The 21,471-nt window shown below is 69.4% G+C and carries 19 protein-coding genes, 1 tRNA gene and 1 pseudogene; 11 read left to right on the top strand and 10 right to left on the bottom strand.

Annotated features, from left to right (window positions below; all coding sequences use genetic code 11):
* The 3 genes and pseudogenes from QLH51_RS09415 to QLH51_RS09405 all read left to right on the top strand — a co-directional run.
* Nucleotides 1-844: pseudogene (locus tag QLH51_RS09415) on the top strand (hypothetical protein); the annotation flags it as partial.
* 71 nt (nucleotides 845-915) lie between these two features.
* A complete protein-coding gene (locus tag QLH51_RS09410) occupies nucleotides 916-1,437 on the top strand; it encodes a DUF2975 domain-containing protein (protein ID WP_125658089.1) in 522 nt (173 codons plus the stop codon).
* Nucleotides 1,437-1,664, top strand: a complete 228-nt coding sequence (locus QLH51_RS09405) for a helix-turn-helix domain-containing protein (protein WP_125658086.1) — start codon at nucleotides 1,437-1,439, stop codon at nucleotides 1,662-1,664. The genes QLH51_RS09410 and QLH51_RS09405 overlap by 1 nt, the downstream gene beginning before the upstream one ends.
* A gap of 17 nt (nucleotides 1,665-1,681) precedes the next feature.
* Here QLH51_RS09405 and QLH51_RS09400 read toward each other — a convergent pair whose 3' ends face one another.
* From QLH51_RS09400 to rplJ, 3 genes are all read right to left on the bottom strand, one after another.
* Nucleotides 1,682-2,278, bottom strand: coding sequence for a TonB family protein (locus QLH51_RS09400; protein WP_206429040.1), 597 nt, complete (start codon nucleotides 2,276-2,278; stop codon nucleotides 1,682-1,684).
* A gap of 731 nt (nucleotides 2,279-3,009) precedes the next feature.
* Nucleotides 3,010-3,387, bottom strand: coding sequence for a 50S ribosomal protein L7/L12 (gene rplL, locus QLH51_RS09395; protein WP_055758810.1), 378 nt, complete (start codon nucleotides 3,385-3,387; stop codon nucleotides 3,010-3,012).
* A 48-nt stretch (nucleotides 3,388-3,435) separates the two neighbouring features.
* A complete protein-coding gene (gene rplJ / locus QLH51_RS09390) occupies nucleotides 3,436-3,951 on the bottom strand; it encodes a 50S ribosomal protein L10 (protein ID WP_125658081.1) in 516 nt (171 codons plus the stop codon).
* A gap of 376 nt (nucleotides 3,952-4,327) precedes the next feature.
* Here rplJ and QLH51_RS09385 point away from each other — a divergent pair, with 376 nt between their 5' ends.
* The gene (locus QLH51_RS09385) at nucleotides 4,328-5,092 is read left to right on the top strand and encodes a copper homeostasis protein CutC (protein WP_206429039.1); all 765 of its coding nucleotides are present in this window, start codon (nucleotides 4,328-4,330) and stop codon (nucleotides 5,090-5,092) included.
* On the top strand, nucleotides 5,089-7,986 hold the full coding sequence (gene galA / locus QLH51_RS09380) for a beta-galactosidase GalA (protein ID WP_206429038.1): 2,898 nt from the start codon (nucleotides 5,089-5,091) through the stop codon (nucleotides 7,984-7,986). The genes QLH51_RS09385 and galA overlap by 4 nt, the downstream gene beginning before the upstream one ends.
* 259 nt (nucleotides 7,987-8,245) lie before the next feature.
* On the opposite strand, the gene QLH51_RS09375 is transcribed toward galA, so the two are convergent.
* The 5 genes from QLH51_RS09375 to QLH51_RS09355 all read right to left on the bottom strand — a co-directional run bounded on the left by QLH51_RS09375 (nucleotide 8,246) and on the right by QLH51_RS09355 (nucleotide 13,454).
* Nucleotides 8,246-9,301, bottom strand: a complete 1,056-nt coding sequence (locus QLH51_RS09375) for a winged helix-turn-helix domain-containing protein (RefSeq protein WP_125658078.1) — start codon at nucleotides 9,299-9,301, stop codon at nucleotides 8,246-8,248.
* 617 nt (nucleotides 9,302-9,918) lie between these two features.
* Nucleotides 9,919-11,136: an SDR family oxidoreductase gene (locus QLH51_RS09370; RefSeq protein WP_125658075.1), complete on the bottom strand. Its 1,218-nt coding sequence runs from the start codon at nucleotides 11,134-11,136 to the stop codon at nucleotides 9,919-9,921.
* A 64-nt stretch (nucleotides 11,137-11,200) separates the two neighbouring features.
* A complete protein-coding gene (locus tag QLH51_RS09365) occupies nucleotides 11,201-11,407 on the bottom strand; it encodes a DUF1289 domain-containing protein (RefSeq protein ID WP_125658072.1) in 207 nt (68 codons plus the stop codon).
* A 4-nt stretch (nucleotides 11,408-11,411) separates the two neighbouring features.
* Nucleotides 11,412-12,842: a DEAD/DEAH box helicase gene (locus tag QLH51_RS09360; RefSeq protein ID WP_125658069.1), complete on the bottom strand. Its 1,431-nt coding sequence runs from the start codon at nucleotides 12,840-12,842 to the stop codon at nucleotides 11,412-11,414.
* 132 nt (nucleotides 12,843-12,974) lie between these two features.
* A complete protein-coding gene (locus tag QLH51_RS09355; RefSeq protein WP_125658066.1) occupies nucleotides 12,975-13,454 on the bottom strand; it encodes a hypothetical protein in 480 nt (159 codons plus the stop codon).
* Nucleotides 13,455-13,530: 76 nt separating this feature from the next.
* On the opposite strand from QLH51_RS09355, the gene QLH51_RS09350 reads away from it, so the two are divergent.
* The 3 genes from QLH51_RS09350 (at nucleotide 13,531) to QLH51_RS09340 (ending at nucleotide 16,374) form a co-directional block, all read left to right on the top strand.
* On the top strand, nucleotides 13,531-14,973 hold the full coding sequence (locus QLH51_RS09350) for an FAD-binding oxidoreductase (RefSeq protein ID WP_206429037.1): 1,443 nt from the start codon (nucleotides 13,531-13,533) through the stop codon (nucleotides 14,971-14,973).
* A gap of 80 nt (nucleotides 14,974-15,053) precedes the next feature.
* Complete coding sequence (locus QLH51_RS09345; protein ID WP_125658063.1) at nucleotides 15,054-15,839, top strand: SapC family protein; 786 nt, start codon at nucleotides 15,054-15,056, stop codon at nucleotides 15,837-15,839.
* 1 nt (nucleotide 15,840) lies between these two features.
* Nucleotides 15,841-16,374 carry a cytochrome b gene (locus QLH51_RS09340; protein WP_125658060.1) on the top strand — a complete coding sequence of 178 codons (534 nt, stop codon included), beginning with the start codon at nucleotides 15,841-15,843 and terminating at the stop codon, nucleotides 16,372-16,374.
* A gap of 379 nt (nucleotides 16,375-16,753) precedes the next feature.
* Here QLH51_RS09340 and QLH51_RS09335 read toward each other — a convergent pair whose 3' ends face one another.
* Nucleotides 16,754-17,572: an N-formylglutamate amidohydrolase gene (locus tag QLH51_RS09335; RefSeq protein ID WP_206429036.1), complete on the bottom strand. Its 819-nt coding sequence runs from the start codon at nucleotides 17,570-17,572 to the stop codon at nucleotides 16,754-16,756.
* Between the two features lie 149 nt (nucleotides 17,573-17,721).
* On the opposite strand from QLH51_RS09335, the gene cpdR reads away from it, so the two are divergent.
* From cpdR to QLH51_RS09320, 3 genes are all read left to right on the top strand, one after another.
* The gene (gene cpdR / locus QLH51_RS09330; protein WP_125658054.1) at nucleotides 17,722-18,099 is read left to right on the top strand and encodes a cell cycle two-component system response regulator CpdR; all 378 of its coding nucleotides are present in this window, start codon (nucleotides 17,722-17,724) and stop codon (nucleotides 18,097-18,099) included.
* Between the two features lie 74 nt (nucleotides 18,100-18,173).
* A tRNA-Val gene (locus QLH51_RS09325) sits at nucleotides 18,174-18,248 on the top strand.
* 121 nt (nucleotides 18,249-18,369) lie between these two features.
* Nucleotides 18,370-19,959 carry an amidase gene (locus QLH51_RS09320; protein WP_125658052.1) on the top strand — a complete coding sequence of 530 codons (1,590 nt, stop codon included), beginning with the start codon at nucleotides 18,370-18,372 and terminating at the stop codon, nucleotides 19,957-19,959.
* A gap of 6 nt (nucleotides 19,960-19,965) precedes the next feature.
* Here QLH51_RS09320 and QLH51_RS09315 read toward each other — a convergent pair whose 3' ends face one another.
* Nucleotides 19,966-21,309 carry a glycoside hydrolase 5 family protein gene (locus QLH51_RS09315; protein ID WP_125658049.1) on the bottom strand — a complete coding sequence of 448 codons (1,344 nt, stop codon included), beginning with the start codon at nucleotides 21,307-21,309 and terminating at the stop codon, nucleotides 19,966-19,968.
* Between the last annotated feature and the right edge of the window lie 162 nt (nucleotides 21,310-21,471).

Below are 21,471 nucleotides of genomic sequence, written 5' to 3'. Positions count from 1 at the left end.
GACCTATGTCGGGCCGCCGGTCCTGGCGGTGTCCGAGCCCACGCCGTCGCCGATCGAGGCCGCGACGCCGGCCCCCGTCGCGACTCCGGTCGATGCCGCGCCGGTTGCCCGGGACGATGCGTTGCCGTGGTGGGTGTGGTTCCTCGGCGGGATCGCGGTTGCGAGCGTCGTCGCATTCCTGCTCGGACGCCGCCGTCGCCCGGCCGAGGCGGTCGTCGACGCGGATGCACCCGCACCGGTCGCGCCGGTGGTGGTCGCTCCCGAGCCGCCGCCGGTCGTCGTGCCGCCACCCGCGCCCATCGCGCCACCGCCCCCGGTCGCACCGCCGGTCCCGGTCGCGCCGACCGCCGGCCCATTCCTCGAATTCCAGCTCGCACCGCTGCGCGTCGGGACCGAGGGCGACCGCGCGCTGCTCGATTTCGACCTGACTGTCGGCAACCCGGCATCGGTCGCGGTCGACGAAGTGCGCATCGCCACGCTGCTCACCACCGCCAACGCCCGACAGGACGAACAGATCGCCGCCTTCTTCTCCGACAGCGAGAAGCGCGGGCTCGATCCCTTCGCGCTGGGCGCGGGCGAGCGGCGCCATCTGGAGGCGACGATGACGCTGCCACGGGCGGCGGTGAACGTCATCACCGCCAACGACCGGTCGTTCTTCGTGCCGATGATCGCGATCGATGCGCGCTATCGCTGGGCCGACGGCCGCGAATCGCGCACCACCGCCGCATTCATGGTCGGTCCGGCCGCGCCGCAGGGCAAACTCGCCCCGATCTTCATCGACCGCGGCGACCGGATGATCGACCGGCTCGACGTGCGGTTGCACGGGCAGGTCCGACGGACCTGACCGGACGGCTTCGGCTATTGTCGATTATCGATATATCGCCTAGCGTTCGGTCGGGCGAGGAGGGGAGCGGCATGGCGCGGCGAGACCGGATATTGCGATTCACCGTCGTCGTCCTGCGCGTGTTGCTGGTCCTCAACATCGCCTTCGCCACCGCGTTCCTGATCGCCGCGCTGGCCAGCGTCCCGCTCCATGACGTGCTCACGGCGCGCATCGCGGCGAAATATCCTGCGATCGACGTGGCGCAGGTCGTGACCGGCATCCGGGCATTGCTGCTGCTCGGCGTCGCCGCGTCGGTGCCGGCGCATGTCATCTTCTCGCGGCTGATCGCGGTGATCGGCACGGTGCTGGCGGGCGAAACCTTCGCCTCGCCCAATGCGCGCCGCGTGCGGCAGATCGGCTGGGCATTGCTCGCCATCCAGCTGCTCGACGTGCCGCTGCTGCTCATCACCCCCAACTTCACGGGCATGGGCGTGCGGGTCGACGGGTCGTCGATCTCGATCGGCGGATGGTTGTCGGTGCTGGTCGCCTTCGTGCTGGCACGGGTGTTCGCCGAAGGGGCCGCGCTGCGCGAGGATCTGGAGGGGACGGTCTGATGGCGGTGCTCGTCCGTCTCGACGAAGTGCTGCAGGCGCGGCGCATGACGCTGACCGAACTGGCACAGGCGGTCGACATCACGCTGGCGAACCTGTCGATCCTGAAGACCGGCAAGGCGCGCGCGATCCGCTTCACCACGCTCGACGCGATCTGCCGAGTGCTGGAATGCCAGCCGGGCGACATTCTGGTCCACGGGCCGGGCGAGGTCGCGGACGGCGAGGACTGAACCCGACGATCGCGGGCTTATCGTGGTGCGCGATCATCCCCGAAATCGTCGATGCCGACCTGCCCGTCGGGCGGGATCGCAAACCGGACCCGTTCGATACAGCCGCTGGCGCCGGTCGGTGACGGCGCCCGTCGTGCCGACCGGATTACCTGCGTCGCCTGCTGGCCGAACGCTTCTGCCGGTTCGCTGGCCAGCACGCGGGTGTTCCCGATCTCACCCCATGGCGCAACGTCGAACTGGATGACTGCCCATCCCTCGATCCGGCGATGGTTCCAGGCGGGTGGGTAGGTCAGGCGCGGCTGCTGCGCCCATGGCGCCGCGACACAATGCGGCGTCGCCCCGAACCGGGCTATGTCCGGAGCAGGCGGGGCGGCTATCCGCAGGGCTGCCCGCCAATAGGGGTACAGGCAGCCCTGACGCTTCCCTTCGGTAAAGCGCGACGCGGACACCGCCTTGCGCGCGGCGGCATCGAGCGGGACGTTACCGGTCCCGCCGATCGTCCGTACGTCGATGGGACGGCCCCGCGCGTCGAGGTCGTAGCCGGTCATCGACCATTGCCGTTCGCCCCGCGTACCGGGCAGTTTCGCGAAGTCGGGATAGGCCCGAAGCAGCACGGAGGGTCGGGGTTGGCGCAGGCAATCGGTGTCCGCCGACCGGATCCGGTGCCAGCCCTCCGTGGGGAGGGGGCCGCTGTTCGGGGTCAAGGAATATGCCATCAGATCGACGGGATCGGCTTGTGCCAGGGGTATCAGTTGCAGCTGATAATCGACGCGGCAATCCGTGCGCTCCGCGCCGGGTGCAAAGGTAGACGCGGCAAGCGCCGGGGCGATGTCGTCGCTGTTCGAAACGTAGGATGTGTCGGTCGTCCGGATGGACAGCGGACGTCCTTCGGCATCAATGCGAAACCGCAGGCTTGCGGAGCGTGTTTCGGCCGTGCCCCAGCGCAGCCCGGGCCGGACGGCGGCGAGCCGGACCGGATCGACGATGGTATCGCCGCATCGGACCGTTCCCGGTATCCACTTCGCCAATGATGGTGCGGACGGACCGGTTGCCGGAACGGGTGCGGTGTTCATCGCCAGTAGCAGCGCAAGGGAGCTGATCGACATGACGGGCAGGATGACCGCCAGTGATTACAATCGCAAGACGAACCGGAACCGACCGGACCCGGGCCACACGTCTGGCGATCGGACCAAAAAAAAGGGGCGTTCCCGCGGTGGGAACGCCCCTTTTTTTGGTCGAGCCGGGATGGGAGCAAGTCCCATCCCGTCGGTCGGGCCTTGCGGCCCGCCGGCCGGCCTTGTGGGAGTGCGGGGCAGCAGCGCTGCTCCGCCTCTCCCACTGCGGCTTACTTGACTTCGACGGTTGCGCCGGCGCCTTCGAGCTGCGCCTTGATCTTGGCGGCCTCGTCCTTGTTGACGCCTTCCTTGACGGCCTTCGGCGCGCCTTCGACCAGCGCCTTGGCTTCGGTCAGACCCAGGCCGGTGATGGCGCGGACTTCCTTGATGACGTTGATCTTCTTGCCACCGTCGCCGGTCAGGATGACGTCGAATTCGGTCTGCTCTTCAGCGGCCGGGGCAGCGGCGCCACCGCCGGCGGCAGGCGCTGCGGCAACGGCAGCAGCGGCCGAAACGCCCCACTTCTCTTCGAGCAGCTTCGACAGTTCAGCTGCTTCGAGGACGGTCAGCGCGCTCAGCTGTTCGACGATTGCGTTCAGGTCAGCCATGATATTCTCCGTAAATCAGATAGGGTTGTGTCAGTGGGAAGCGCCCGTTCAGGCGGCTTCCTTCTCCGCATATGCCGACAGCACGCGCGCGATCTGGGCCGCGGGTGCCTGCGTGATGGTGGCGATCTTCGTTGCCGGGGCAACGATGAGGCCGACCAGCTTGGCGCGCAGTTCGTCGAGCGAGGGCAGCGAGGCCAGGGCCTTCACGCCGTTCGCGTCGAGGATCTGGCCGCCCATGGCGCCGCCGACGATCTCGAGCTTGTCGTTCGTCTTGGCGAAGTCGTTGATGACCCGCGCCGCAGCGACGGGATCGGTCGACGTCGCCAGCGCCGTCGGGCCGGTCAGCAGGTCCGACAGCACCGCGTACGGCGTGCCTTCGGCTGCGATCCGGGCAAGACGGTTCTTCGAGACCTTGTAGCTCGCGCCGGCTTCCCGCATCTTGTTGCGCAGATTCGTCGACTGGGCGACGGTCATGCCGAGGTTGCGGGTGACGACCACCACGCCGACCTCGTTGAAGGTGCGGTTCAGCTCGGCGACGGCTTCACTCTTCTGAGTGCGATCCATGCCGTTCTCCTTTACTGGGGCGTGTCCCGGCAGAACCGGAAACGCCCGCGAACAATCCGCCCGTCGCACGTCGCGACGACCGGGGCGAAAGTCCGTGAAGGGGCATGGTCGCCATGCGGAGCCCTGCGGATGCGAGGGGACCTCCATGACCGGCCCGACGTGCCTCGGCACGGTCGGGCGGAATACACATTCCCCGTCTCGGCAGGAGATTAAGCGGGAAACCCGCACCTGCTGTCTCGGACGGACGTCGCGCGCGGACGAATCCCCGCGTGACGGCTGGGGCGGCGCTTACGGTCGCGGTCGTCCCAAGTCAAGCATGCGAAGCGGCTTGACCTGCCGCGGTGGCGCTTCATTAGTCATATAAAAACTGGCGGGAATGAGCATGGGCGCGGTGACGCTGGAAATCTGTATCGATAGCGTTGCCGGTTGCGAGGCGGCGATCGGCGGCGGGGCGGACCGCATCGAACTGTGCGGTGCATTGTTGGTCGGCGGACTGACCCCGCCCGCCGGTCTGGTGGCGCTGGTGGTCGAGCGGGCGCGGGCGGCGGGCGTGCGGGTCCATGCGATGGTCCGGCCGCGCGCGGGCGACTTCACCTACGATCACGACGAGGTAGCGACCGCCATCGCCGATGCGCGGGCGCTGGTCGCCGCCGGGGTCGACGGGCTGGTGTTCGGAGCGGTGCGAGGCGGCGCGATCGACGGGGCGGTGACGCTGGCGTGGCTCGACGCGGTACGCACCATGCGCCCCGATATCGACCTGACGCTGCACCGCGCGGTCGACCTGTTGCCCGATCCGGTGGCGGCGGTCGATGCCGCCGTGTCGCTCGGCTTCCACCGCATCCTGACCTCGGGCGGTGCCGTTTCCGCCGTCGACGGCGCGGCGACGATCGCGGCGATGCGGGCGGCGGCGGGCGACCGGATCGTGGTGATGCCGGGGGCGGGGGTGAAGCCCGCCAACGTCGCCAACCTGCTTGCCACGACCGGCGCGCGCGAAGTCCATGCATCGGCTGGCGCGCCACTGGTGCAGGACGACTCCCGCGTGACCGCGCTGGGCTTTGCCGGGCCGGGACTGGCCCGGACCGACCCCGCCACGGTGCGCGCGCTGCGCAATGCGATCGATGCTGAGAGGATGAGCCGATGACCTTCCTGCCAATGGGCCGGCGTGCCCTGCTGACCGGAACCGCGGGCACGGTGGCCGCTGCTACCTTGCCCGCGCCGGTGGCGGCGAAGCCCGCAGCGCAAGGCGGCCTGCTCGACGGCCTGTCGCCACGCCCCGGCCTGCCCGAACGCCTGCCGGTCGAGGACCCGTCGCGCATCCTGCTGTCCAACGGCTGGCTGTTCCAGGAAGGCGATATCGTGTCGCCGCTGCCGGTGACGCATGACGAAACCTATACCAACGCCAAGGCCGGCAATGCCCGCGGCGCGGCGGCGATGGAATATGACGACAGCGACTGGGCGAGCGTCACCGTCCCGCACGACTGGGCGTCGGCACAAGGCTTCGTCGAGACGGCCAATGTGTCGCAGGGCTATCGCCCGCGCGGGATCGGCTGGTATCGCCGTACGCTGCGGCTCGACCCGGCGGACCGGGGCAAGAAGCTGGAGCTGTATTTCGGCGCGATCGCCACCGTCGCGACGATCTGGATCAACGGCAGCGTCGTCGCGCGCAACTTCTCGGGCTACAATGCGGTGCAGGTCGATCTGACCCCGTTCGCGCGTTTCGGCGACGAACTGAACGTGATCGCGATCCGCGTCGATGCGACCGCGATGGAAGGCTGGTGGTATGAAGGCGCGGGCCTCTATCGCCATGTCTGGCTGGCGAAGCGTGCGCCGGTGGCGATCGTCACCGATGGCGTGCATTGCGATCCGCGGCGCGGCAGCGACGGGCGCTGGCAGGTGCCGGTGTCGGTGGCACTCGAAAGCATCGCCCGCGAACCGGCGAGCGCGACCGTCATGGTCGACCTACTCGATCCCGCCGGCAGGATCGTCGGCAGCGCGCGGGGGCAGGCCGAACTGCAACCGCTGGGTGCGGCGCAGGTCGCGCTGTCGCTGCCGGTCGTCGAGCCGCAGCGCTGGTCGATCGAGACGCCGGCGCTCTACACCGTGCGCGTCGCCACCGATGCGCCGGGCGGCGGGGACGAACGCCGCATCGCGATCGGTTTCCGCACGATCCGCTTTGACGCGAACGAAGGCTTCTTCCTCAACGACAAGGCGGTGAAGCTGAAGGGCGTCTGCCTGCATCAGGACCATGCCGGCGTCGGCGTGGCGGTGCCCGACGCGCTGCTGGCGTGGCGGCTGCAACGGATGAAGGACACCGGCGTCAACGCCATCCGCTGTTCGCACAATGCCCAGGCACCCGAATTCTACCAGCTGTGTGACCGGATGGGGTTTGTCGTCATGGACGAGAACCGGATATTCAACCCGGCGCCGGAGAATATGGCGCAGCTGGAATGGCTTGTCCGCGCGCATCGCAACCATCCCAGCATCATCCTGTGGTCGGTTTTCAACGAAGAACCGATGCAGGGCACCGAAGCGGGGGTCGAGATGGTGCGGCGGATGGCCGCCCGCGTCCACGCGCTCGACGACAGTCGCCCGGTCACCGCGGCGATGAACGGCAGCTTCTACGATCCGCAGAACGTGTCGAGCGTCGTCGACGTCATGGGGTTCAACTATTATCAGGGCGACTACGACAAGTTCCACGCGCTGAACCCCGCAAAGCCCAGCAGTTCGTCGGAGGATACCAGCGCGTTCATGACGCGCGGCGCGTACGCCACCGACAAGGCCGCGCATGTGATGTCGTCGATGGATACCGAAGCCGCGCCATGGGGCGCGACGCACCGCGACGCATGGGCGGAGATCGCGAAACGGCGCTTCATCGCCGGCGGGTTCGTGTGGACCGGGTTCGATTATCACGGCGAGCCGACGCCGTTCACCTGGCCGACGATCGCCAGCTTCTTCGGCATCCTCGACCTGTGCGGTTTCCCCAAGACCGCCTACGACATCCACCGCGCGCACTGGATCGATAGCGAGCCGGTGGTTGGCGTCGCGCCGCATTGGACTTGGCCGGGACGCGAAGGCCAGCCGATAGAACTGCTGGTGACGAGCAACGCCGAACGGGTCCGCGTCGTGCTGAACGGACGGATGGTCGGCGAGCAGCCGGTCGACCGGATCATGGGGAATGCCTTCACCGTCCCCTATGCGCCGGGCAAGCTGGAGGCGATCGCGCTGAAGGGCGGGCGCGAGGTCGCGCGGGCGATGCATGAGACGGCGGGACCGGCGGTCGCGCTGCGGCTGACCCCGGCGCGCCGGCAGATGCTGGGCGACAACGAAGACGTCGTGCCGGTCACGATCGACGCGGTCGATGCACAAGGGCGGCATGTTCCGACTGAGAACCGGATGACGCGCTTCTCGGTCGAGGGCGCGACGCTGATCGGTGTCGGCAATGGCGACCCCAACAGCCATGAAAGCGAAAAGGCGCCGCAGCGCTCGCTGTTCAACGGGTTGGCGCAGATGCTGGTGCAGGCGGGCGAGGGACGCGGCAAGGTGACCGTCGCGGCGAGCGCGGAGGGCCTGCGTCCCGCCCGGCTGGTGATCGACCGGGTGGCAGCGGCCCCGCGGGCGCAGGTTGCGGTGACGCCGACCGGCGCGTTCATCCTCGGCTGGCGTCGGTCGAAGTCGTTCGCCGCCGCCCCCGATCCGTCGCTGGCCCCGCCGCCCAACGACAATAACAGCTGGGACTTCACCCGCAGCGGCTCGGCGGCGACGCCCGAGGCGGGGCCGTCATTCCGGCTGTACCGCGCCACGCTGCCGGTGCGGCGGCGGGTGGTGGCGCAGGGCGGGACGCTCGGCTTCGCCCGGATCGAGGGGCGGGCGACGGTCTATGTCGATGGCCGGCAGGTCGCGACGAAGCGCGACTTCGCCGCCGGGCCGCTGGAGGCGACGGTGCCGGCGGGAGCGAAGATCGTGGCGGTGCTGGTCGAGGCACAGCCGGGTGCGCGGTCGGGGCTTACCGGGGCGGTGCGGCTGGCGCCGCGATAGGATGCGATCGGCCCGGTCGCGGCCGGCTGCCCCCCCCGTGCCGATCAGCGCGCGGTGGCCAGCGGGACGCTCCGCCGGGCGGAAGCGGGCGTCACCCCGGCGAAGGCCGGGGTCTCCATCGGCTCCTGATGCGCGCTACTACCGGGCGATCCCGGCCCTCGCCGGGATGACGCCCGCTTCAATAGGGGTGGATCAAACTCTGATGGCGCGCGCCAAGCGCCGCTCGAGGCCCTGGCCTCCGCCGGGGCGACGGCTTCGTTCAGATGCCGCCATCCTGATCCCGCCAGCGCCGCTCCGCGAAGCGGACGGCCGCGACGATGCACGCTGCGAACAGCGCGGCTTCGGCAGCGGCGGTGGCGGTCTGGGTGACCGGCCCGAAGCCGCTTTCGCCGAAGAACCGTCCCAGCCCGTCGAGCCGCAGCCGCGACGCGGGAAAGGCGGTGGCGAGCAGCGCGAGGCTGCCGCCGAGCAGTCGCCCGCCCGCCAGCACGATCAGCCCGCCGGTCGCGCCGCCGATCGCCGCCGCTGCCGCGATGCCGCGCCCATCGTCGCGGATCGCGCGCGCGGCGAGCAGGGCAAGGCCGGTCGCGCCGCCCAGCGCCAGTCCCTCGGCCGCGCCGGTAATGTCGCCGGGCGCCTGCCCGAACAACAGCGTGAACAGGTCGCCGCCCAGCAGCTTCACGACCGCGCCGACGACCAGCCCGCCAATCGCCCCGCCCGCGATCAGGGCGACCGGGCGTCGGCCCCATCGCTCCGCCACGGCAAGACCCAGACCGACCCCGGCCGCGCCGGTCGTCGCCATGACCAGCGTCACGCACAGCAGCACCAGCATCACCGCGCTGGCCCCGGTGCCGGGCAGCAGCGGCCGGGTCGCCCCGGTAAAGCCGTAGGCGAGTCCGCCCATCAGTCCGGCCAGCGCGCCACCGGCTATCGCGGCGAGCGCGGTACGGGCGAAGCGGGGCGATGGCGCCGACGGGAAAGGTGCCGCCGCTGCGACCGGCGCACTGGCGTCCACCGCCGCGACGAAGCGATAGCCATGGCGCGGCACGGTTTCGATGAAGCGCGGCGCGCTGGCGCTGTCGCCCAGCGTCCGGCGCAACGTGCGGATGCACTGGGTCAGCGCCTCGTCGGTGACCGGGATCCCCTGCCACACCGCGTCCATGAACCGGTCCTTCGTCACCAGCCGTCCCGCCTGTTCGACGAGCAGGATCAGCGCGTCGAGATACCGGGCGTTGAGGTCGAGCGGGGTGCCGTCGGCGCACAGCGTCCGATCCTGCGGATCGAGCATGAACCGGTCGAACTGGTAGATGGCCATCGCGCTGCTCCCCGCCTGCGGCTTCGACGCTCGGGACGCGAAAGGCAAGGGGGGGGGCGGCCGGGTCGGCACGGCACCGCGACGCTATCGTCACCCCGGGTTAAGCGAGACCTCTGCAAAGGCCCCCAATCCGTACCCCGGCGAAGGCCGGGGCCTATAGCCTGATGGCCCTGAACGGAACCGTTCGTCCTGAGTAGTCGCTGAGCTTGTCGAAGCGGCGTATCGAAGGACTGTGGTGATGCTTCGATACGGGCCTTCGACAAGCTCAGTCCCTACTCAGCACAAACGGTTCTACCTGATGTCATCAAACTCCAGGACCGATCGACATTCAGCGAGTTGGAGCGCCATCCAGCAGGATCAGGAGCCTTTCTGGTTCCCGTACCCCCGCGCAGGCAGGGTCCAGACCCCCGAATGTCGTCCTGCCGTTACTCTGGCCCCCGCCTCTGCGGGGGTACGGCCTGAATGTCGATCGGTCCTAGTTGGGGGGCATTGGCAAGATACGGAACAGCCTTTCCAACTGGACCCCGGCCTTCGCCGGGGTACGGCGAGGCGTTGGCCCTGTTCGAGACGTTCGCAGAGGTCTCGCCAAGCCCGGGGTGACGGCGAAGGCGGTCAGCTTATGATGGCGTCGCGACCTTGATCCCGGCGGCGTTCGGCGCGACGGGGGCGTCGGCAGGGCGCTCCGAGAAGCGGTCGCGCTCGCCCGGGATCGTCCCGGCATCGGCGATCCCCGCCGCCAGCGACGCGGTGGCATCGGTGCCGTCGGCCTGATGCGCCCCGGGTGGCGGCAGCAATCGGGGCGGTTCGGGCTTGCGGCGCGGCGTCGATCCGCGCAGCGACAGCAGCATGCCCGCGGCGACGCCGATCCCGCCGAGTAGCGCGGCGGTGGTCCATGGCCGCATCTGCGCCTCCAGCGCGAGGCTCTGCTTGCGGACATAATGGTCCTGGTTCGACCGCGCCCGGCCGTCGGCGCGCGGCTCGAACAGATTGTCCTTCGTCCCCGGCGCGGCCGGCGTGGTCGTCGTCTGCGCCTCTTCCTTGAAGAACATCTCCATGAACCGGTCGGCCCCGCGCGGCAGCAGGTTGCTCATCTTCGTCATCGCCATGCCGGTGCCGCCGACGGTCAGGTCGCGCTTTGGATGTTCGGCGGCGAAGCAGATCGCCTTGGCGACCAGATCGGGGTCATAGACCACCGGGGGCACGCGGGCGGGCTGGTCCATGCGGTTGCGGGCGTGTTCGGGATATGGCGTGTCGATCGCGGCCGGCTTGACCAGCGTGACCGAGACGGGGCGTCCCTCCGCCTCCAGTTCCATGCGGAAGGCTTCGGTAAAGCCCTGCACCGCATGCTTCATGGCGCTGTACGCGCCCTGCACCGGCACCGAACGGTCGGACAGGATCGAGCCGATGTTGACGATCGCCCCGCCGCCCCGTGCGGTCAGTTCGCGCGCCGCATACAGCGAGGCGGCGACCAGCGCGAAATAGCCGACATCGAACACGCGGCGCTGTTCGTCGAGGCTGGTTTCGCTCAGCCGGGCATAGAGCGCCACGGCGGCGTCGTTGACCCAGGTATCGAACCCGCCGAACGCCTCGCGCGCCTTCGCCCCGATCCGTTCGGGCGCGTCGGCGGCGGTGACGTCGATCGCGAGGTGATCGGCCTTGCCGCCGCGCAACCGGATCGTCTCGACCGCTTCGCGCAGCGCGTCTTCGTTACGGGCGACCAGCAGGACGCGGGCGCCGGCACGGGCCGCGCGGCGCGCGGCGGCCAGACCGATGCCCGACGAGGCTCCGGTAATGACGATAGTCTGTTCGGATAGCGGCTTGAGCGTGACGGCCATGACGAATCTCCGGGGGTTACCGATCGCGCGCTCAACGCACGGGCAGCCCCACGGGTCCGCTAAGCTATTGCTCCAGAACGGCCATGCGTTCGGGAAGCAGTGCCATAACCGCGCGGCGGGCGTCCGGATCGATCGACGTCCAGCGCGCGATCTCGTCGCGCGTGCGCCCGCAGCCGAGGCACCAGTCGGTGTCGGTGTCGATCGAACAGACCAGCACGCACGGGCTCTCGATCGCCACCTTCGCAACCGCTTCGAACGGGTCGTCGCTCACCGGGTCAGAGCGGGATGCGGACGTTCAGAAAGGCGGGGAAGGGGCCGTTCCACGCACCGTCCTCGACCGCGTCCTGCTGCACGTAGCGGGCCGGGCGCTCGTCGCGGCGTTCGTCGCGTTCCTCGCGGCGGGGGCGGCGATCCTCACGCCCGGCGCGCGGCGTGCGTTCTTCGCGCTCGGCGCGCGGCGCACGTTCGCGCTCAACCGGAGCGGCGGCTTCGGCTTCGGCTTCGGCGGCGGCGGCGGCGGCGGGACGGCGGCGGCCGCGACGCGGTGCTTCCATGACCGCTTCGGCGTCGGGCGCGGGGTCGGCGGGGGCATTGCCGAGGTCGAGCACCGGGATCGTCTGCCCGGTCAGCTTCTCGATATTGGCGATGTTCTCGGCATCGTCGGGAGTCACCAGCGTATAGGCGATGCCGGTGGCCCCGCCGCGCCCGGTGCGGCCGATGCGGTGGACATAATCGTCCGGGTGCCACGGCGCATCGAAGTTGAAGACGTGGCTGACCCCCTTCACGTCCAGCCCGCGCGCGGCGACGTCGGAGGCGACGAGGATCGACACGTCGCCCGACTTGAAGCGTTCGAGTTCGGCGATGCGTGCCGACTGGTCCATGTCGCCATGGATTTCGGCCGAGCGGAAGCGGGCGCGCTGCAGCACCTTGTTCAGTTCGCGCACCGTCGTCTTGCGGTTGCAGAAGATGATCGCGTTGCGGACCTCTTCGGTCGCCAGCAGCTGGCGCAGCACGTCGCGCTTCTTCGCAGCGGATACCGGCACGACATGCTGGGTGATGTTCAGGTTGGTCGATGCCGGGCGCGACACCTCGATCGTCCTGGGATTGTCGAGGAACTTGTCGGCCAGCTTCTTGATCGGCGGCGGCATGGTGGCCGAAAACAGCAGCGTCTGGCGCTGCTTGGGCAGCTTGGTGCAGATTTCCTCGATATCGGGAATGAACCCCATGTCGAGCATCCGGTCGGCCTCGTCGATGACCAGCATCGAACAGCCGGTCAGCAGGATCTTGCCACGGGTGAACAGGTCCATCAGGCGACCCGGCGTCGCGATCAGCACGTCGACGCCCTTTTCCAGCGCCGCCAGCTGGTCGCCCATCGACACGCCGCCGATCAGCAGCGCCATCGACAGCTTGTGGTTGGCGCCGTACTTCTCGAAATTCTCGGCGACCTGCGCGGCGAGTTCGCGCGTCGGTTCGAGGATCAGCGAACGCGGCATCCGCGCGCGGCTGCGCCCCTGTGCCAGGATGTCGATCATCGGCAGCACGAACGACGCGGTCTTGCCGGTGCCGGTCTGCGCGATGGCGACCAGATCGCGCATCATCAGGACCGACGGGATCGCCGCGGCCTGGATCGGGGTCGGTTCGGTATAGCCCGAATCGGTAACGGAACGCAGCAGTTCGTCGGACAGGCCGAGATCGGCAAAGGTCATTGCGATTCCATGGCTGGGGAACGCAACAGGTCCGCGCTCCGGTACATCGGATGGGCCCTTGCGAAAAACCGTCGAAAAGTCAAGGTTTCGTGGGGGAGCGGGCCGGCACCGCATCCGCGCAAGCGGAGCGAACTACCGCGCGGGGACGAGCGCCCGGAACGTGGCGATGCGGCACTGCCCGCCCGAGCGCGAGCGGATCACGTCGCGCGAGGCGCACATCCGCCCGTCGCTGCTCGGCTTGATGTAGAGGCCGCCATAGAAATCGAGCGCGGCGCAGTCGTCGGCCAGCCGCGCGCGCACCCGCCCGCCGGTGTTGAGCAACAGGTCCACGCTGTCGGAGCGGCTGATGCTGACCGCCGCAAGGCTCTGTACCGGCAGGCAGCGGTCGGTGCGCTTCTCGACCCACTGGATCGGCGGCAGCGCGCGCGGCGCGCTGTAGGATACGGGCGCGAACGGCGCGCGGGGGACGCGGATGATGACGCGCTGGACGCGGACTTCGGTGCGTACGGTGGTGACGGGCGCCGGGGAGTCCGCCACGCGCCGCTGCGCCGCGCCCGGCAGCGCGAGCAGGAGCAACACCATGGTCGTTGCGGAAAGCGGCAAGGCGGTCACGCAGTCATCATCCTTCGCCCGAATTTAACCGCAGATGAACTGGCGGCAAGGGGTTGCGGGATGCTAACCGCAAAGGATGATGTTGCCCCCCGTCGCCGCCATGGTCGCCGATGCCCGCCGGGCATGGGGCGACCGGATCGCCACCACCGATGCCGACCGGATCGCGCCGTGGCTGACCGACTGGCGCGGGCGCTATCACGGGGCCAGCGCGGCGCTGTTCGAGCCGGCCGACACCGCGCAGGTCGCGGCGCTGGTGATGCTGGCGGCGCGGCATGGCGTGGCGATCGTGCCGCAGGGGGGCAACACGTCGATGGTCGGCGGCGCGACGCCACCTGCGGACGGATCGGCGGTGCTGCTGTCGCTGCGGCGGATGGACCGCATCCGCCGGCTGGACGGGGGGCAGGCGGTGGCCGGGGCCGGCGTCATCCTGCAGCATTTGCACGAGGCGGCGGCGCAGCACGGGCAGCGCTTCCCGCTGACGCTGGGCGCGCGGGGCAGCGCGACGATCGGCGGGCTGGTGTCGACCAACGCGGGCGGCACGCAGGTGCTGCGCTGGGGCAATATGCGGCGGCTGGTGCTGGGGATCGAGGCGGTGCTGCCCGACGGGTCGGTGCATGACGGGCTGAACGTCCTGCCCAAGGACAATCGCGGCTACGACCTGACGCAGCTGCTGGTGGGGGCGGAGGGGACGCTGGGCATCGTTACCGCCGCGACGCTCAGGCTGGTGCCCGCCATCGCCGAGCGTGCGGTGGCATGGGCGGGCATCGCCGATCCGCAGGCGGGCCTCGACCTGCTGCGCGCGATGCAGGCGGCGACCGACCGGATCGAGAGTTTCGAGATCATCCCCGCCGACACGCTGGCGCTGGCGGTGGCGCATCGGCCCGGTGCCCGCACGCCGCTGTCGGGCGACCATCCGTGGCATCTGCTGATCGAGGCGGTGGCGGCACCCGGCGAATCCCCGCCGGCAACACTGCTGGAGGAGTTGCTGGGCGAGGGCGTCGCGGCGGGCCGGATCGCCGACGCCGTACTGGCGGCGAGCGAGGCGCAGGCCGAGGCGTTCTGGCGGCTGCGCGACACGCTGTCGGCGGCGGAGAAGTCGACCGGGCCGGCGGTGCAGCACGACATTTCGGTGCCGGTGGATGCGATGCCGCGCTTCATGACGCAGGCGGCGGCGGCGGCCGAGGCGCAGTTCCCCGGCACCCATGCCACGGCCTTCGGCCATCTGGGCGACGGCAACGTCCATTTCCATGTCCGCGCACCGGCCGGTGCCGACCCGGCGCGCTGGTATGCGCAGGAGGCGCCGGGCATCACCCGCTTCGTCCATGATGCCGTGGCGGCGGCGGGCGGATCGATCTCCGCAGAACACGGCATTGGCCAGATGAAGCTGGGCGAGCTCGAACGGCTGGGCCCGCCCGCCCGGCTGGCGGCGCTGCGCGGGGTGAAGGCGGGGCTCGACCCGCTGGGACTGTTCAACCCGGGCAAGCTCGTATCGCTTGCACCCCGCAGCGCCAATCCATAGACATCGCTCGAGGTTCGCCCGGGGGGGCGGCCGTCCGGCAAGGTTTGGCCGGGCCGAAATGAGTATCTGGAGACCCTGAAATGGCCAGCGCGCCGCAAAATCAATCGCTTCCGCTGTTCTACAACCAGCTCGAACCGCTTTCGAGCCAGACGCATGCGAACTGGAAGGTCCGCGCGACCGATCGTGCGCCGTTCCTGACCGGGCAGCATGCGATCCCCGTCACCGTCGAGGAATTCCCGCTGGTGCAGCGGCGCATGCCGATCGTGTTCTCGGTCGGCGACGATCCCGTGCCGCTGGCACTGATGGGGCTGAACGAAGGTGCCAACACCTTCCTCGACGACGACGGCCGGCTGATCGATCCGGAACTCTACATCCCGGCCTATATCCGTCGCTATCCGTATCTCCTCGCCCGGCTGCGCCCCGATTCGGAGGATCTGTCGCTGTGCTTCGACCCGACGTCGGAGGTCATCGGCCCTTTCGAAGACGGCGAAGCGCTGTTCGACGGCGACCAGCCGAGCGAAGTGACCAAGCAGATTCTCGCCTTCAACGAGCAGTTCGAGCAGGCCGGGCAGCGCACCGGCATGTTCATGAAGGAGATCAAGGACCTGGGCCTGCTGATGGACGGCGAAGTCGCCATCCAGCAGGAAGGCAACGACCAGCCGTTCGTCTATCGCGGGTTCCAGATGGTGTCCGAGGAGAAGCTGAACGAGCTCCGCGGCGACCAGCTGCGCAAGATGCAGCAGTCGGGCATGCTGCCGCTGATCTTCGCGCACCTGTTCTCGCTGTCGCTGATGCGCGACGTGTTCGCGCGGCAGATGCAGCAGGGCAAGGTCCAGCCGCAGCCCGTCGCGGTCCCGACCTTCTGACATGACCGCCGCCCGGCCGGTCCACACCCAGCGTTATTCGCGCGGTGCGATCCTGTTCCACTGGACGATCGCGGCGTTCGTGCTGGTCAATCTGTGGATCGGCCTGGTTGGCGGGTCGATGGCGGCGCACAAGGCGATCGGCATCACCGTCCTCGTCCTGACGCTGGGCCGGATCGGCTGGCGGATCGGTCATGCGCCGCCGCTGCTGCCGGCCGGGATTCCCGCATGGGAACGCATGGTCGCCACGGCGACGCATCTGCTGTTCTACGCGCTGTTGCTGATCGTGCCGCTCAGCGGCTGGGCGATGGTATCGGGCGCCACGCGCCGTCCGCTCGAATGGTTCGGGCTGTTCCCGATCCCCTATCTGCCGATCCCGCCCGCGGTGGCGGACCTGGGGCACGAGGCGCACGAAGTGGTCGGGTTCGCGATGGCGGGACTGGTCGCGCTGCACGTCGCCGCCGCGCTGCGGCATCATTTCCTGCTGCGCGACGGGGTGCTGTTGCGCATGGTGCCGGGCCGCCGGACGACGCGCTGATACGCCGTTGCGACAAAGTCACGGTCAATTGCAAAAATGGGTCTTGAACGGCTTCGACCCCCACCCTAAATCATGGTTACACGGTTCGATGTCCCCCCTTTCGTTGGACCGTGTGGCGCGTTTCACGCGCCTCCTCCCTGAACCTTGGCCACTCCGTGCGATCCGCACGGGGTGGCTTTTTTCTGGGGCCGGGAGCGGTTTTCGACGGGGTTGAACCTTCGTCATCGCCCTGCGGGCGACCGCCGGCGCGGCGGGGCGCTTTCGATCCGGGGCCGTGTTGCCCTTCGGTCGCGATGCCTTGGCATCGCTCCGCTCCCCGCGCCTCGGCCCCAACCGAAATCGCCGCCGTGACGACGGCTCGATCCGGTCGAAAACCGCTCTATTCCGCTGCGATGCGGCGCGTGTCACCGATCACGGCATCGTTCAGCGCGTCGAGCAGGTCGCGGACCATCCGGACCGTCGCCGCCAGCCCGGGTCCGGGCCGGTCGAGCGCGTCGTCGAGATACAGGGTGCGATCGATCTCGACCTGCAGGGCGTGCATGCCCGCGCGGGGCCGGGCATGGCTGTTCAGGATATGGCCGCCGGCATAGGGATGATTGACCGCCAGCGTCACGCCGCTGGCGCGCAGCACCCGCGCCGCCAGATCGGTGAAGCGCGCCGCACAGCTGTGGCCGTAGCGATCGCCCAGCACGATCCGCGCGGGCGTGGCACCGGGCAGCGGTGGCATCGAATGCAGGTCGACCAGCAGCGCGGTACCGAACCGGGCATGTGCGGCTTCGAGGGCGGCAGCAAGGGCGGCGTGGTAGGGTGCGTGGTCGCGCGCGATCCGTTCGGCGACCTCGGCGGCGGTCAGCTTGCGCCGCCACATATTGTCGGCGCCGCCCGCCCGGCGGGGGATCAGCCCGATGCCGCTGCGCACCTTGTCCGACGCGGTGCCGGCAAAGGCACGCGGTTCGACCCCGGCATCGACCTGCGGATCGCGGTCGCGCACCGGCGACCGGTTGAGGTCGATCCAGCCGCGCGCCCGCGTCGCCACGATCATGACCTCCTCGCCCAGCGCGCCGCCCGCGACCGCATCGACGAAGCGATCCTCCAGACCCGTCAGCCGCGCGAGCGGGACGGTCAGCAACTCCTGCATGGCCGCCGGATAGTCGCGCCCGGCATGCGGCACCGACACCACCAGCGGGGACCGCGGCACGGCAGGGCCGATGCGCCGGAACGACGGCGGGGGCGGGGGGGCATCCATCGGTCGCAAAGGATCACGCCCTGTCGCGCTTGTCGAGCGTGCGACTGGAAAATCTTAACCACCATCGGCATATCGAAGGGGCTGGCATCGAAGGGAGTCGGATGTTCAGAATCTTGCTGGCCGAGGACGACCAGGTGATGCGCGAGTATCTCACGCGCGCTCTGGAGCGGGCCGGCTATTTCGTCAGTGCGGTGGACCGGGGAACGGCGGCGATCCCGCTGCTGCGGACCGAGCGTTTCGACCTGTTGCTGACCGATATCGTCATGCCCGAAATGGACGGCATCGAACTGGCGCAGCGCGCGGGCGAGATGGTGCCCGACCTGCGCGTGATGTTCATCACCGGCTTCGCCGCGGTGACGCTGAAGGCCGGGCGGCAGGTGCCGCACGCGCGCATCCTGTCGAAGCCGTTCCACCTGCGCGAGCTGGTCGCGGAGGTCGACCGGCTGTTCGAGGGAGAAAGAATCCCGACCAGCAATTAAAGGCTTGTCAGGGCAAATCGTCGCCGCTAACAGCGCCACTCCGGTTTCGCTCCCTTCTTCGGAAGGACAGCGCCGGGCGCGTAGCTCAGTGGTAGAGCACTGTGTTGACATCGCAGGGGTCGCAAGTTCAATCCTTGCCGCGCCCACCATCTAGAACCCCGCCAACCCATTGGGTCGGCGGGGTTTTTGCGTTGGGTTGCGTCCGTTTCCGCCATTGCGCCGTCCGCGGGGTGCGCTAGCTTCGGCGCGACGATCACGGGGGACACGGACATGCGCTGGCACGGACTTCTGGGCATGGCGGCGATGCTGTCGATCGCGATGCCGGTGGCGGCGCAACCGCGCGGCGATGCGGTCGAGGAAGTGTCGGTCGACCGGTTGCAGGAAGCGCTGCGCAGCGGCGCGACGAGCAGCGTCGCCGTCACCCGCGCCTATCTCGCCCGGATCGCCGCGATGGATCGGCAGGGGCCGACGCTGCGCAGCGTCATCGCGCTCAACCCCGATGCACTGGCGCAGGCCAGGGCGCTGGACGACGAACGCCGCGCCGGACGGGTGCGGGGGCCGCTGCACGGCGTCCCGGTGCTCATCAAGGACAATATCGAGACCGCCGACCGCATGGCGACGACGGCCGGCAGCCTCGCGCTCAGGGACAATGTCACCGGCCGCGATGCGCCGCTGGTCGCCGCGCTGCGCCGGGCGGGGGCGGTGATCCTCGGCAAGACCAACCTGTCCGAATGGGCGAACATCCGATCGACCCGGTCGATGAGCGGGTGGAGCGCGGTCGGCGGGCTGGTGCGCAACCCCTATGCGCTCGACCGCACCGCCTGCGGATCGTCGTCGGGATCGGGTGCGGCGATCGCCGCCAGCCTCGCCGCCGTCGCGGTCGGGACCGAGACCGACGGATCGGTGGTATGCCCGTCGTCGATCAACGGGCTGGTCGGGTTCAGGCCGACGCTGGGCCTCATCAGCCGCAGCCGGATCGTGCCGATCAGCCATAGCCAGGACACGCCGGGGCCGATGGCGCGATCGGTCCGCGATGCCGCGTTGCTGCTGTCCGCGATGGCCGTGCCGGACCCGACCGATGCGGCGACCGCGCTCACGGTCCCGCGCGATTATGCCGCGGGCCTGTCGGCGACGGCGCTGGCGGGCAGGCGCATCGGCGTCGTCCGCCCGGACGATATGCCCGCAATGCTCGCCGAGCGGTTCGACGCGGCGCTGGCGGTGCTGCGCGCGGCCGGGGCGACGCTGGTCGAGGTGAAGATGCCCGGGCTCGACGGGCTGGGCGAGGCGGAGCTGACCGTGCTCAGGACCGAGCTGAAGGCCGATCTCGACGCCTATCTCGCGACCACGCCCCCGGCGGTGAAGACGCGGACGCTGGCGCAGGTCATCGCCTTCAACCGCCGGAACGCGGCGGCGGAAATGCCGTTCTTCGCGCAGGAACTGTTCGAACAGGCGGTACGGACCAGGGGGCTGGACGATCCCGTCTATCGTGCCGCGCGCGCGACCTCGCTGCGGCTGGCGGGGCGCGACGGGATCGATGCGATGCTGGCGACGGCTAAGGCGGAGCTGCTGGTCACGCCGACCTATGGCGCGGCGTGGCTCAGCGATCCGGTCTATGGCGACCAATATGGCGGGCCGTCAGCATCGACGCTGCCGGCGGTCGCGGGCTATCCGCACCTGACCGTCCCGATGGGGCTGATGCAGGGGTTGCCGGTCGGGCTGTCGTTCATCGGCACCGCGAACGCCGACGCCCGGGTGTTGTCGGCGGGCTATGCCTATGAACAGCGCGCGCAGGCGCGGGTGGCGCCGCGCTATCTGCCGCAGGCGGCGGTGGCGCCGGGGCTGGCGGGCACCCCGCGCTGAACCCGGTTACTTCGGCAGGCGGGCGATCGCGGCGGCGTGGTCCGCCACCAGTCGGATCGTCGTGTCGCCGGTGAAGATGCCGTACCAGCCCTGGGGCTCGTGGGGCGGATCGCCCATATATTGCCGGTCGCCGTCCTTGAACCGATAGTCGGGATGGGCGGCCCGCGCCTCGCCGTTCCATGCCCAGAAATTGGTACCGACGATCGGCCCGCCCTCGGTCATGTTGCGGAGCGCCGCGGTATAGATCCGGCCGTAGAAGCGATCTTTGTAGGTCGTCGCCACCGCCGGATCGTTGCTGCCGCCGTCGCGCGGATAGCCGAATTCCTCGATCACCATCGGCTTGTCCAATTGCTTGGCCAAGGCGATGTGGTCGGCGATGTACTTGTCGGTCAGCGCCTCGCCGCGTGCGGCGGTGTTGGCGAGGTCGGTCTGCTTCACCCATTCCCAGTTGTTGGGCCAGATGTGCACCGTCAGGTAATCGATCTCGGGCACGGCATGTTCGGCCAGCACGATGTCGGCGCGCTCCAACCCGCCCTTCAGCCCCTCGCTGCCGGTCGATACCAGCTGGCGCGGGGCCAGCGACTTGATGAGTTGCGCGCTGCTGCGGACCCAGGCGTAGAATTGCGGCAGGTTGGCATGCGCCGCATCGCCCGACGGGCGCGGTTCGTTCGACAGCTGCCACGCCATGATCGTCGGATCGTCGGCATAGCGCGTGCCGGTCACGCCGTTGGTGCGGCCGACGACGGCGCGGATCCAGTCGCGGTACAGCCCCATCGCCCGTTCGTTGCCGTAGAATTGGGCGTTGAAGTTCGCGAATTCCGGCCACGGATGGGCGGGATCGTTCATGTTCAGGTAGTTGCCGCCGTTGACGTACGACAGATACGTCATCATGCCGCCCGACCATTCCCAGAAATTGGTCAGGTACAGCACCGCGCGCATGCCGCGCTTCGCCATTTCGGCCAGCGCATAGTCGAGCCCGGCGAGCAGCGTCTGGTTATAGTCGGTGCTAGGGCCCCGGAACCCCGGCTTGATCGAGTTCCTGAGCGGTCCTTCCTCGGCAGAGGCCAGCACGCGCAGGTTGGTGACGCCCATCGCGGCCAGCGCGTCGAGCTCGCGCGCCAGCCGTGCGCGGTCGCCATAGGCGGCATCGGCGCCGAGATAGGCGGCGTACCAGATGTTGGCGCCGACGAAGCGATAGGGCTCGTTCCCGACCATCAGCCGCTGCCCGTCGCGCCGCACGAAGCCGCCGGGCGCGCCGCCGCCGGAGGTCCGCGCGACGGGTGCGGCCATGGTGCAGCCCGCCAGCATGGCGGACGTGCCGAGAAAGGTGCGTCGTGCGATCTTGGTCATCAGGCCCTCTTCCTGCGCGCCGGTCGCGGCCGGGCGTCCTCGTTGGTTGCGGCATCAGATTGCGCGGGAGCCGTCACCGCTGTCAACGACAATAGCGATATTTGATTTCGAAATTATCCGGCGAGGGTGCCGGATGAAAAACGGGGGCCGCAACCGGATGGC

This window comes from Sphingomonas sp. 2R-10 (assembly GCF_030062225.1).
In the GTDB taxonomy this organism is placed as follows: domain Bacteria; phylum Pseudomonadota; class Alphaproteobacteria; order Sphingomonadales; family Sphingomonadaceae; genus Sphingomonas.
Note: the sequence above shows the minus strand (reverse complement) of the source record. Positions and strands in the feature narration are given on the sequence as shown.